The sequence below is a fragment of the Mesorhizobium sp. M0894 genome, from assembly GCF_040319725.1.
Lineage (GTDB): Bacteria > Pseudomonadota > Alphaproteobacteria > Rhizobiales > Rhizobiaceae > Mesorhizobium.
Genome location: NZ_JAMYOG010000032.1, coordinates 1 through 12657 on the forward strand (window position 1 = coordinate 1; position 12657 = coordinate 12657).

Below are 12657 nucleotides of genomic sequence, written 5' to 3' on the forward strand. Positions count from 1 at the left end.
GTCCAGAAGTTCCTTCTCAATAGCCATGCGATGATTCTCTCCTTTCCATCATCATGGCCTCGCGCACAGAATTCCCGACAGTCCCGCGTTGATTGCTTCCCTGCTGGCAGGAATGGACGATCACGTTCGAACCGGGTAGCCGGACATTGGGCGTGTTTGTGTTCAGCAACACCATTCCGGCCAATCCCTCAACGGGATGACGAGAGCGGCGAACTGGGAGTCCAGCCGCTCAGATCTTCACCGACCCGGCGGCCAAGCCCGCGAGGAAATAACGCTGTGCAATCAGATACAGGATCAGAAGCGGGAGCGATCCCAGCACGCTCATCGCCATCATCTCGTTCCATTCGAACGCATGTTGGCCCATTAGCAACTCGATACCGATTGGAACGGTCCGCATGTCTGTCGACTTCGTCAAAGTGAGCGCAAAGAGGAACTCATTCCACGCCAACAGAAACGTATAGACCGCAGTCGCGACGATGCCAGGCACTGAAAGAGGGATAACCACACGCCACAGCGCTGTCCAACTTGACCCGCCATCGACCAACACCGCCTCATCGAGTTCCCTTGGCAGGGTATTGAGATAGCCGGTCATCAGCAGAATTGCGTAAGGCAGGGTGAACACCATGTAGGTTAGAATCAGCGCGAAATAGGTGTTGAAAATGCCGAAGGCGACGACCATGCCGAAATAGGGGATGAGAAGCGTGATCGGTGGGACCGTCTGCGTGCTGATGATGAAGACGTTAAGCGTATTCTTAAAACGGAATGAATAGCGGCTGAAGCCATAGGCCGTAAGAATGGCGACCAGCAGCGTCAGAAGCGTTACCACTCCCGCGACGAGATAGCTGTTGAGAAAGAAGCGCACCTTGACCGGATCATTGAAGATCGAAAGGTAGGCTACGTTGGTGAAATGGTCGGGCAGCAGCCTCGGCGGTAGGGCAAATATCTCGGTGTTCGATTTCAACGAAGTGAAAAACATCCACAGGATGGGAAAACCTGCAAAGACCAGACCGGCCGCGAGCCCCAGATATGTCAGTACGGTGGGCAATACGGTGTTTTTGAAAGAAGAGCGCTTTGCCATTGCCGGTCACCTGGCCTTCTGGTGTTTGATGTAGAAGTAAGTCGCGCCCATCGAGATGATCAGGATGAAGATCGCGCTCGCCGAGGCTTGTGAAAATTCGTAACTCGAAAACGCAAGCTTATAGGTATACGTGCTCAGCACCTCGGTCGCGTGGATCGGGCCACCGCCCGTCGTCATCCAGACCAGCGGGAAGACCTGCATCGTCCAGATGAAATCCAGCAAGGCGATGCTGATGATGATCGGCATCAGCTGCGGAATCGTGATGTACCGGAACTTTTGGAACTCATTGGCCCCATCGATGCCTGCGGCCTCGTAAAGGTCCTTGGGGATGCCCTGCAGACCGGCGAGCAAGCTGACCATGTAAAGCGGGTATCCCGCCCAGATGTTCGCAAACGTCAACGCATGGAGCGCGGTTTTCGTCGAAGAGAACCACTCGACCTTGAAGTTGACGATATGGAGCGCCATCAGGATGCTGTTGACCACGCCGTTGGGATCCAGAATCAGCCGCCAGATGATCGCGATGATCACCGCCGTAAAAAGCCAGGGCAAGATGTAGAGAACACGCAGAATGCTTCTAACCGCCGGATGGACCCGTTGCGTGTTGAGCAAGAGCGCGAAGGCCAAGCCGATCAGAAGATGGAAAATGACGCTCATCACCGTGAAATAGAGGGTCTGCCCGACCGACTGCCAGAAAACCGGATCTGCGAAGATCGTCACGTAGTTCCGCAACCCTACGAAAGCAGCGTCCTTTTTCATGATCGCGCCGTCCATCAGCGAATAGCGCAGGACCGTGATCATGGGAAACAGCATGAGCAGGCAAAACAAAAACGTGGCTGGTGCCACGTAAAACAGCGGGATCAGCCTCTTTCTTGTCTTGTAAGAGATCATGCCACGCTTGCGCACTTTCGTTGGCGTGACGATCAGACCTTCGTTGGCGAGGCTCATGAGGTGTAACCCGTTTGATCGTAGGAACGTATCGTCTGGTTACGATGCAGCGGCAGCGCGATAGAACCATATCGCGCTGCCGGAATTGTCTGGAGCTGCGCCTACTTGGCGAAGTCAACCAACCACTGCTTTTGCGTATTGGCAGCCGCGTCCTTTGCGGTTTGCTGGCCGTCGAACATCTTTTGCACTTCGACGTTCATGTCTCGCATCAGGTCCTCGGCGACGGGCAGGCCCACGAATTCGTTGGCCAGGTGGCCGCTTTGGTAGATCTTGAAGGCTTCCTCAAATAGCGGGTCCGATTTCGAGAAGTCAGGCTTCGCGTGCACATTGCCTGGAAAGGCGTTTGCGAGCGATACCAGGCGGCCGTTCACTTCCGGGCTCATCAGATATTCAACGAGCTTCCAGGCCTCAGCCTTGTGCTCGGTGCTGTTGCTGATGCCGATGCCCCACGAGGCATAGGGCAGTCCGCGCTTACCCGAATAGCCATCAACCGCAGGCAGGGCAGAGATGCCGAACTTGAGATCGGGGTTGCGCTGGCGGATAAGATTGATATGTGCCAGCGAGTCGATCATCATTCCAACGCGGCCGTTGACGAACTCTTCGACCTTGTCCTGTTCCTTCTTGGCAAAGATGCCTGGCGATATGACGCCGGCGTCCTGCAGGGACTTGATGTATTCGAGCGTACCGACCACGGCACTATTTTCCACATCGGGCTTACCGTCCTTGAGCATCGACGCCCCGGAAGCCCACACCCAAGACATCACGTCGTTCTGGATGCCGCCGGGATTTTGCAGCGATAGCGGCAGCACCCACCCGTATTCGTTCTTGTCCGTATTGGTCATCTTCTTCGCGGCAGCGGCGAATTCTGTGCGGGTAGTCGGCATCTTGTCGACACCGGCAGCCTTGGCCAGATCGAGATGGACGAAGACCGGGTATACGAACGAGGCTAGCGGGAACATGACGCTTTGGCCGTTGACCTTGATGATGTCAGCGATCTGGCTCGGGTCATATTTGGCGTCGGCCATTAGGCTGTCCATCGACGCGATTGCGCCCTGCTTTGCAAGCCCGTTGACCCATGCGCCGTCCAGGCCGACGACATCGCTGAGCGTACCCGACGCGGCGCCGACCACGATCTGATCATGGGTGGCGGAGTAGGGGCCGCTGACAAGCGTCACCTTGATGCCAGGGTTTTTAGCTTCGAACTCATCCATGATGCCACGCAGAGCGCCAGCGGGCATTTCGGGCTCCCACCATTGGATGAATTCGAGATTGGTCTCAGCGAAGGCGCAGGTGGCAGATAGTACCCAGACGGCCACAGCGGACGAAGCCGCTACAATATATTTACTGACGTTCATGTTTCCCTCCTCGGAGCGATGTTTTGGCTCGATCCTCCCGATCGCGATCAAACTAGGTTCCCTTCCGGGTCTTTGTGTCAATCAAGAACTGGGATCGTGAAGAATGGCTGGGATAATGCGAAGCCAGAAATAAATGTAAGCAGTTGAATAATAACGCGATTTGTCTGAGTTCCGAGGAGGTGCTTTTTCCATTGTACACATTGCTCGCGTCGCATTTTTCCGCTAATTTCGTAAACAAACGAAAGCCTGTTAGCTCAAAAGAAAACAAATGAAAGGCGCATCGATCGGGCGGAAAAGCGGGCTTTCGGCGAGGTCACGCACTTGCGAAGACGTCGCAATTTAGACGGCGTTCAGGCGACTCTTGATCGCTTGGTCGCTTTGTTGGGTGACCAATGGGCACAAGACGATCTCGAGCTCCCGGTGAAAAAATCGGCGTGTCGCACGCTGAACGATGTCGAGCAGGGTTGCACCGTTTGCCAAGGAGGACGGCCCGAAATTTCCCTTGATGCAAAGCCAACGATCTTAGTCGCCCACGAATGCTTGGCTCCTGGCCGGCTACGATCTTGCAGCTTAGAAGTCACGGCCCAAAAATAACCCTCAACCAACCGATTTGATGGTCGAGCGAGGGGTTCGCACACCAGAGCGGAGCCAGCGTCTAACAAAATTTGCGCGTCCGATTCTTTCCGGATCAACCCTCGCGGATCACGCTAAATTGCGAGATGCGTCTGGGGATCGAAGAAGTGCAACTTGGCCGCGTTGATCGCAAGATTAATCAACTCGCCCGGCCGGACCGCGCTGACGGCTTCAAACCTCGCTACGGCGTTTGCCGCACCGCTTAGATCTTCAACGGCATCTGGGTCGCCGGAATCGATTCGAACCGCATCGACACTCAGGTGAACGACAAGCTCGGATCCCAATTCCTCCGTCGACTTTACGATGGCCGGCAGAGTGGCATGGCGCGATCCCGATTCCAGACTGCTGTCGTAGAGATCCTCGGGGCGTATGCCGAAGATGAGTGTCTTGCCTTCGAAGGCGGTCAGACCAGGCGAGCGCTCAAACGCACTCGTCGGCACCGGGATCGAAAAGGTCGGCAGGTCGATCCTGCCATTGTGCAAACGGCCTTCGAACAGGTTCATCGATGGCGACCCGATGAAACCCGCCACGAAGGCATTGATTGGCCGATTGTACAGTGTCTTTGGCGTGTCGACCTGCTGAAGCACACCGCCTTTCAAGACCGCAACCCGGTCGCCCATGGTCAAGGCTTCGGTCTGATCGTGTGTTACATAAATCGTGGTCACCCCCAACTGTCTTTGCAGGCTGACAATTTCCGCGCGCATTTGCACGCGCAGCTTGGCATCGAGGTTTGACAAGGGTTCATCCATGAGAAAGGCCGCCGGTTCGCGCACCATCGCGCGCCCCATGGCGACCCGCTGGCGTTGTCCGCCTGACAGCGCCGCCGGCTTACTGTCGAGCAGCGTTTCCAATTGCAGGGTCTTTGCAATTTCATGGACGCGCTTCGTGCGCTCGGCCTTGCTCTTCCCCGCAAGCTTCATCGAGAAGGCTATGTTGTCGAACACTGTCATATGCGGATACAGGGCATAATTCTGAAAGACCATCGCAATATCGCGGTCCTTCGGCGCCAGATCCTCAACATTCTCGCCGCCAATGGTCAGGGTTCCGCTGCTGATCTCTTCCAGCCCCGCGATCATGCGCAAGGCAGTCGATTTTCCGCATCCCGACGGGCCAACGAGAATGAGGAACTCGCCATCGTTTATCGTCAGGCTAAGATCCCTGATTGCTTGGAATTTCGTCCCGTAGGTCTTGCAAATCTTGTCCAACACAACAATGGCCACGTCACATCCTCCCTATTATCAGCGCTAGCTAAACGTCGAATAGCCTCCACCCAGCGCGACTGCAGATCGAACCGGCAGTGTCATCGGCGCAGCCAAGGCGCGCTCCCCGGACGTTCCACCAGAAGCGGCAATATCCGAGCGATGAATTCTCAGTCTGGCGACGTAATCGGTATGGGCACAGGCGCATTTTCTTTCGCCATCCACGCGAGACAGGCGTTGTGGTCTGGCAGAGCCATACGGCCACCGCGGCCCGTTACCGAGATCGCGGCCGCGGCGTTTGCATAAATAACGCAGGCGACAGGCTGCCTTCCCTGTGTAAGGGCAAAGGCATAGGCCCCATGGAAACAATCCCCCGCGCCGGTCGTGTCCACTGCCCTGACCTTGTAGGCCGGAACGTGCCACAAAACGGCATCGTCCCTTTGCCGGAGGTAGGCGCCTCGATCGCCATCGGTCAACACGACCGCGGAGCGGTCATCCGACCACAGCTTGCGCAGGATCGCCGTCGCCTCTTTTTCGCCTGTATAGGTCTGCGCAAATTCCAGAGGGAATACGAGGTGATTTGATAGGCGGATCAATCGGTCGGTTGCAGGTCCGATTGTCCACTCAATATCGGCGATCACCGCCAGACCCAGCGTGCGGGCACGAGCAACGACCATCTCCGCCTGCGTGGCGTAGCCGTCGATCAACAATACCTGGGCTTGCGCAAGGACGCTGTCGGCCAGCGCATCTGAGGTCCCGTGCGGCACATCATCATCATAGGCGATGAACCGGTCACCATTAGGCGCCACAGTGATCACCGACCGGATCGGCCTGGCATCGGAACGACGTGGCGCGAACGATATGTCGACACCGTGTCGTTCAAGTTCGCGGGCGCTGACATCTGAATGTGGCTGATCGCTCAGCCAGCCGATGAAACCGGCACGCCCGCCCAACTTGGCGACAGCAACGAGTGCCGTCGCCACATTGCCGCCGTGGTCCCTCGTGCGATTTGTCACCCTCCCTTTGCCGGCACCCAGCGGGCTGTCGACATAGATGATGTCGTCAATCGCCAAGGCTCCGAAGCCCAAGACCTGAAGATCGCCGGTCACGGCTCACGTGCCGCAGCCGCCAAAGCGTCTTGCGGCGCCATCCCGTCGTGAATGACGCCCTTGAACGCACGCGCTGCCATCGTGGTGTCACCATGCCCCCACAAATTGCGCCCCACGACCGCACCCTTCGCGCCGGCGCGCAGGGCTTCAGAGGTCTGGGTCAGAGCGCCCAGAAGATCCTCGGTCTTCGGGCCGCCGGCGATAACGATGGGAACCGGGCAAGTGGCGACCGTTTCCTTGAATGAGTCGAAGTCCCCAGTGTATCCGACCTTGATCACGTCGACGCCGGTCTCAAAGCCAATCCTAACTGCATAGGCGATCTCGTCGGGCGTGAAGACGATCTTGCAGCCGTTTGAATAGTCGCGCGGATAAACATGAGCAACGACCGGCATTTCGAAACGAGCAGCAGCGTTGACCGTATCGGTAAGCCAGCGAATGTAGTGGCCCTCGGTATCGCCCCGCACCGGAATGGCGACGGCCAGCGCATCGGCACCGTAGCGCACGGCATCTTCGGGTGTCGCGATCAACTGACTGATTCGATCGTCGGGCGTAAAGCATCCCGCCTGAATGACCAGCGCCGCCTTGCCGGCGTAAGCCGGCCACAGATGACGCGCCGCACCAGGCTGAATGCTGATGTAATCTGGCTCTCCGGCCATCACTCGCTTGAGCGCGCCGGGGAGATCCGCAAGGCCGCCCTCACGGACGTTGCCATAGCCTACGAAATGGTCGACCGCACCACCGAACAGGTTTCCAGATCGATGCGAGAACAGCCGCGACAAGCGAATTTTAGTTCCAAGGCCCATATCGGTGCAGTCCCTTCGCGATTTTTGATCTGACATTGAGGGACCCTAACTCGAAAGCAAAACAATACTCAATATTTCGATTTCTTTCGTTTTGATATAAGATTGCGATTGCGACCGCTAGCGTTCGCTACGATGACGCGCTATCCCAAGGATTCGCAAACGCTTGCCGGTTTGGGGTTCGATTTTCGAAAGGTTAGCGTGCAGCTATTCAAACAGCAATTCGGGGTCACACATGCTGGCGGAACAACGACGACATCAGATCATGCTCGAGCTTCAACGGACCGGCCAGGCGCGCACCAGCCAACTGGCGGAAAACTTCGGCGTGTCCGAGGTGACCATTAGGTCCGACCTGGAAATTCTGGACGCAAAAAAGCAGTTGATCAAAACGCATGGCGGCGCAATTGCCTTGCCCGCTGATTCGCCCGCCGCGGCCTTCGAAGAACGGATGTACCGCAACTTCGATGCCAAACGGCGTATCGCGCAGATGGCGGCGCGCCAGATCATAGACAACCAGTCCGTGCTGTTCGACAGCGGCTCGACGTTGCTGCAGGTCGCAATGCAGATGCCCCCGGTCAGCAATGTCGTAGTAGCGACAACCGCGATGAACATCGCGCAGCATCTGATGTATCGTCCCGGACTGGACGTGCATATGATAGGCGGTCGGGTCTATCCCGAGACGGTCAGCACGATCGTGTCGGATTTTGACAAGGCCGTGGGCGGTCTTGTGGCTCACCAGGCATTCGTCAGCGCGCATGCGATAGATCACTCATTCGACGTCGTCGATGTCTCAGAAGACATTGCACGTACGAAGCGTAACCTGGTTCGTATGGCCAGGCGTGTGATCCTTGTGGCAGATTCAAGCAAATGGGATATCGGCGCCTCGTCCAAGGCATTCTCGTTGTCACGTGTCGATCTGATCATCACCGACACTGGTATGCCGTATGGGATTCGTAGCCGATTGGACAAGCTGGGAGTCGAAGTGCGCTACGTGTGAGTGCCTTCCGTCTGCCATCAGCCTCTCGGTGCCGCGCTGCGTTTGACGCCGGAGTTCGAATTCGCTGCGGCCGAAGCGCTCCCGGCGAGTGCCGGCGTCATCTTCTCTCGTCGTTCTGCGCCATTGCCAGTGACGTTCCTGGCTTGCCCTCCCGCAGGATCAGGCTTGCCGCGCCGACCAGGCCGGCCTGGTCGCCGAGCTGCGCCTGTACGATCGGCACATCGCGATAGGCGGGCATCGCCCGCGCTTCGACGGTGCCCCTGACAAGCGGCGCCAGCAGATCGAAGCCGTTGGCGAGGCCGCCGCCCATCACGATCAGATCAGGCGAGTAGAGGTGCAACAGATTGGTGAAGCCGATGCCCAGCCACTTCGCCTCGGCCTCGACCAGTTCCAGGGCCCTGATATCGCCGGCGCGAGCGGCCTCGACGACGTGCCTGGCCGAGACATCGCCGTCGCCGGAAAGACGCCTGAGCAGTGAGCCGTCGCCGGGAGCCGTCAGCCGCGTGGCATGCCGCCCGAGCGCGGTTCCCGATGCCACCGCCTCGAAGCAGCCGATGGCGCCGCAGAAACAGCGGTCGCCTTCGCCGGTGATGGTCATATGGCCGATCTCGGCTGCCAGCCCGCGTCGGCCATGATAGATGTGGCCATCGGCAACAACGCCGCCGCCGATGCCGGTCGACACGGTGACGAAGACCACCGATCCGCTACCCCGGCCGGCGCCGAAACGCCATTCGCCCAGCGCGGCTGCATTGGCGTCGTTCTCCAGCCGCACCGGCAGGCCGAAATGCCTGCCCAGAATGTCGAGCAGCGGCACGTCGTGCCAGCCGGCCAGCGTCGGCGGCGCGATCACGATCCCGGCCTTGGGATCGAGCGGCCCCGGCGCGCAGACGCCGATGCCGGCAATCTCTGCCTGCGGCCGCTCGACCAAAAGCCTGCCAGCAAGTGAGATAATCTGGCCGATCACCGCTTCCGATCCCGCACCCGCCAACGTCGGCGCCGAAACGCGGGCGACAACCCGACCGTTGCGCTCGACCAGCGCGCCCCGCAGCTCCGTTCCGCCGAGATCGAATGCAAGCGCAACTTTGGTCATCAGGCGGTGACCTTCAACCCATGCAGCCAGGCCATGCGTTGCGCAAGGTCGGGTTCGCCGAACGCCAGCGATCCGAGCACCACCGTTTCGGCCCCGGCAGCACGCAGGCGCGGCACCGTCTCGTGTCGGATTCCGCCATCGGCAGCCAAGATGATTTGGTTCTCTCGACCTGCTTTTCGCATCAGCGCGCGCGCCTCGATCAGGCGCGGGCAGGCCCGATCGGACAGCGCCTGGCCCTTGACGCCGATCGACGTGCCGAGAAGCGTCACAAAGGCAACTTCGGGCAAGAAGGGCGTGACGGCGCAGACAGGCGTTTCCAGCCTGAGCACCGCGCCGGCCTCGGCGCCGAGCTCATGCGCCAGCCGCACGGCGCGCAACCCGGCCTCGCCGTTTTCAGCATGGACGCTGATGAGGTCGGCGCCGGCCTCGATGAACTGGCGCGTTTGCTCCTCGACGATTTCCGCTTCGACCATCAGATGCACATGGATCGGCTTTATCGTCAGCTTGGCGATCCGTGCCACCAGATCCGGAAAGAACAGGAAGCCGGGGGTGAAGCGGGCGTCAGCGACGTCGATGTGATGCAGGTCGACATAAGCGTCTATGCGCTTCAGATCGCGCTCCATGTTGGCCAGGTCGGCCGACCACAGGGAAAACTCGCCGAGCAGCCGGTTGCGCGGCAAGGCGGCGATGGCAACACGGCCGGATAAGGATTTGCTCGTCATGAGGCAACAAGGCTCCGGATGTTGAAGTGGGCGTGAAGGAACGTGGTGATCTCGGCCTGCAGCTCCGCGAAATGCCTTTTGCCGTCGAGCGCCTTGGCGGCGATCTCCACAAAGGCCGCGCCGGGGATGGCATCCGCAAGTGTATGCGCGGCCGATAGTGGATGCACCGCATCCACAGTATTGCCGATGACCAGCACAGGAATGCCAAGGGTGGCGGCGTCGCTTGCCGAGACCTCAGCTCCATCGGCAGCGATGTCGGCCAGGACTTGCGCAAACAATGCTGCATCCGGGCGGTCGAAATAACCGAACAGCGAGGCGAGATTGTCTGGTGCCTCGCTCTGCAGGCGCGCGGCGACTTCAGACCGCGAGAAGATCGTCCTGGCCTTGTCGGGGCCATGATCGAGGATGAGGCCGGCGACCTCGGCGATCGGCTGCAGGTTCACTGGCGCGCGTTCGAACGTCCAGGCCGGCCGCACAAGCATCAGGCCGGCGACGCGGTCCGGACAACGGCAGGCAAGGCGTAACGCAATCGCGGCGCCCATGGAAATGCCGCCAGCGACGAAACGGTCGAGCCCGGCCTGGTCGGCGGCGGCCAGAACATCGTCCGCAAACATCGCCATTGAAAACGGTCGGCGGCTGCCTAGATCGGACTCACCGTGTCCGCGGCAGTCCAACGTGATGCGCCGGCAGCCGGCGTCGATGGGGAAAGCCTGCGCGACCTGTGCCTCGCCGCCGCCCAGCCCGTGCTGGAAGACGACGGCAAGCCCGTCGCCCTCATCGGAAATCCGCAGCGTGGCATCGTCGCGAAACAAGGTGGCCGGGCGCGCCATCAGGCCAGCCCCTTCAGGAACCGGGCGACGCCTGGTGCCTCTTCGGCTGAAAGGCCGTGCGTGACCAGCGGCCCGTCAAAGCCTGACACTTTGAGCCGGGCGACGAAATCGGCGAAGTCGACGACGCCGCGGCCGACGGTGGCAAAGCGGCCGTCGGCGAAACGGTCCTTAGCGTGGGCCATGGCGACGTGGCCTGCGGTGCCTTCGACTGCTGCAGCGACGACGGCGCGTGCTTGCCCTGTGCTCGCCTGTTCGAACAGGTTCGCCGGATCGAGCACAATGCGCAGCCGCTTCGAGCCCATCTCTGCGATAATGCGCATCGCGTCCGCTGCCGATGTGACGATGTTGGCCTGTTCGGGTTCGATGCCGAGATCGACACCGTGATGCTCGGCCAGAGCAAGCGCCTTTTCCATCTCGCTTGCCATATCGGCCCAGGCCGACGGATCGGCATTGCCAGGGTGATGCGCCCACTGGTCGTCCGCGTTGCGCGTTCCCGTGCACAGGGTGACGAGCGGAACCGAAAGCGCTGCCGCGGCCTCGATGACCGCGCCAAGACGGCGCAGGCCGTCGTGGCGCACCGTCATGTCCGGATGGGCCATGTTGTAGGTGCCCGACAGCGCCACCAAAGCGACGCCGGAGGCATTAGACGCAGCCGCAATAGTGCTGATGGCGTGATCCGGCACCGCATCCGGCATCGACGGCAGGCCGGCGCAGGCAAGGTTGAACTGGGTAACGGCAAATCCGGCGTCGCGCACCGCGGCCAGCACACCGGCCGGCTCGCTTCCCGGAAAGGTCTTGGCGAACACCCCGATCTCCATCAGACCGCTCCTGTTACGCCAGCTATCTCGACGCGTTGGCCGGTTTCGACCGAGCGGGCGATCGCCACCATGGCGCGGATCGAGGCGAGGCCGTCCTCGACGTCGGCGCCACGCAGCGGCGCGCCGTCAAGCACGGTGTCGGAGAGGCCTTCGAGCTGGCGTCGGAAGAAATGGCCGTCCGCGCCAAGCGGCTTGCGCGACGTTGCATCCTTCTCATGGAAGATATCGACCTCGCTTGCCCGGAAGTACCAGGGATTGAAAGTCTTCGCGATCACCGAGCCGTTTTCGCCGTAGAGCTGGAAGCCCTCGTGCCAGTCCATGCGCACAGCCACCGTCAGGTCGAGATGGCCAAGCGCTCCGTTGGCGAATTCCGTTTCGACGAACCAGCAATAGGCGCCGAAACGTTGGTTGAGACGGGCGCGCACCGCGAGGATCTCGCCGCACAGGAAGCGTGCGGTGTCAACGAGGTGCGAGCCATGCGCAAGCATGAAGTACCGCCTGAGATCGGCCTTCGGATTACCGGCCGGCTTGCGCGCCAGCCGGCTGCTGACCGGCAGCGGTTGGATGGCATCGGTGTTGATGTAGCGGTGGGTGGAATCGCAATACCAGGCTTTTAGCGCCAGTATCTCGCCCATCTCGTCGCGGACGAAATCGCGCGCCGCCTCAAGAGCCGGGTCGAAGCGCTTCATGTGGCCGACCTGCAGCACCTTGCCGGAGCGCTTGACCGCGTCGGCGAGTTTTTGGCCCTCTTCGACCGAGACGCCGATCGGCTTCTCGCACAGCACATGCTTGCCGGCCTCGAGCGCCTTGATCGCCATCGGCACGTGATAGGCGTCCGAGGTCGCGACGATCACCGCCTCCAGTTCCGGGTCGGCCAGCATGGCGTCGTAGTCGCCATACATCTTCTCAGGTTCATAGGTCGCGCCCATGCGCGCCAAAAGGTCGGGGGCGGCATCGCAGATAGCATAGAGGTCGGCGTTCCTTGCTTTGACGCAGGATTCGAGATGGGCGAATTGCGCGATCGGCCCGCAGCCGAGCACACCGACACGAAGGCGGCGGTCTTGTTTCCGGATCATGATCT

General features: G+C 60.2%; 12 protein-coding genes. 1 reads left to right on the plus strand and 11 read right to left on the minus strand.

Annotated elements, in window-relative coordinates; translation table 11 throughout:
- Positions 1–229: 229 nt before the first annotated feature.
- From NKH91_RS30860 to NKH91_RS30885, 6 genes are all read right to left on the minus strand, one after another.
- Positions 230–1078 (minus strand): carbohydrate ABC transporter permease, encoded by an 849-nt coding sequence (locus NKH91_RS30860; RefSeq protein ID WP_352591001.1) that lies wholly within the window; start codon positions 1076–1078, stop codon positions 230–232.
- Between the two features lie 6 nt (positions 1079–1084).
- The gene (locus tag NKH91_RS30865) at positions 1085–1966 is read right to left on the minus strand and encodes a carbohydrate ABC transporter permease (RefSeq protein WP_352591063.1); all 882 of its coding nucleotides are present in this window, start codon (positions 1964–1966) and stop codon (positions 1085–1087) included.
- 158 nt (positions 1967–2124) lie between these two features.
- Positions 2125–3378, minus strand: coding sequence for an ABC transporter substrate-binding protein (locus NKH91_RS30870; RefSeq protein WP_352885511.1), 1254 nt, complete (start codon positions 3376–3378; stop codon positions 2125–2127).
- 707 nt (positions 3379–4085) lie between these two features.
- Positions 4086–5231 (minus strand): ABC transporter ATP-binding protein, encoded by a 1146-nt coding sequence (locus tag NKH91_RS30875; RefSeq protein ID WP_352591004.1) that lies wholly within the window; start codon positions 5229–5231, stop codon positions 4086–4088.
- Positions 5232–5380: 149 nt separating this feature from the next.
- Entirely contained in the window at positions 5381–6319 is a 939-nt protein-coding gene (locus NKH91_RS30880; RefSeq protein WP_352591007.1) for a PfkB family carbohydrate kinase, read from the minus strand.
- Positions 6316–7122: a beta/alpha barrel domain-containing protein gene (locus NKH91_RS30885; RefSeq protein ID WP_352496431.1), complete on the minus strand. Its 807-nt coding sequence runs from the start codon at positions 7120–7122 to the stop codon at positions 6316–6318. The genes NKH91_RS30880 and NKH91_RS30885 overlap by 4 nt, the downstream gene beginning before the upstream one ends.
- A gap of 232 nt (positions 7123–7354) precedes the next feature.
- Here NKH91_RS30885 and NKH91_RS30890 point away from each other — a divergent pair, with 232 nt between their 5' ends.
- The gene (locus NKH91_RS30890) at positions 7355–8116 is read left to right on the plus strand and encodes a DeoR/GlpR family DNA-binding transcription regulator (protein WP_352496432.1); all 762 of its coding nucleotides are present in this window, start codon (positions 7355–7357) and stop codon (positions 8114–8116) included.
- Positions 8117–8213: 97 nt separating this feature from the next.
- On the opposite strand, the gene NKH91_RS30895 is transcribed toward NKH91_RS30890, so the two are convergent.
- The 5 genes from NKH91_RS30895 to NKH91_RS30915 are packed head-to-tail and all read right to left on the minus strand — an operon-like array spanning position 8214 to position 12652.
- The gene (locus NKH91_RS30895; RefSeq protein WP_352548581.1) at positions 8214–9206 is read right to left on the minus strand and encodes an ROK family protein; all 993 of its coding nucleotides are present in this window, start codon (positions 9204–9206) and stop codon (positions 8214–8216) included.
- Positions 9206–9928, minus strand: coding sequence for a ribulose-phosphate 3-epimerase (locus NKH91_RS30900; RefSeq protein WP_352885510.1), 723 nt, complete (start codon positions 9926–9928; stop codon positions 9206–9208). The genes NKH91_RS30895 and NKH91_RS30900 overlap by 1 nt, the downstream gene beginning before the upstream one ends.
- A complete protein-coding gene (locus NKH91_RS30905; protein ID WP_352591012.1) occupies positions 9925–10758 on the minus strand; it encodes an alpha/beta fold hydrolase in 834 nt (277 codons plus the stop codon). The genes NKH91_RS30900 and NKH91_RS30905 overlap by 4 nt, the downstream gene beginning before the upstream one ends.
- Complete coding sequence (locus tag NKH91_RS30910) at positions 10758–11576, minus strand: sugar phosphate isomerase/epimerase family protein (protein ID WP_352483929.1); 819 nt, start codon at positions 11574–11576, stop codon at positions 10758–10760. Before NKH91_RS30910 ends, NKH91_RS30905 begins: the two co-directional genes overlap by 1 nt.
- Positions 11576–12652 carry a Gfo/Idh/MocA family protein gene (locus tag NKH91_RS30915; protein WP_352483928.1) on the minus strand — a complete coding sequence of 359 codons (1077 nt, stop codon included), beginning with the start codon at positions 12650–12652 and terminating at the stop codon, positions 11576–11578. Before NKH91_RS30915 ends, NKH91_RS30910 begins: the two co-directional genes overlap by 1 nt.
- Positions 12653–12657 lie beyond the last annotated feature (5 nt).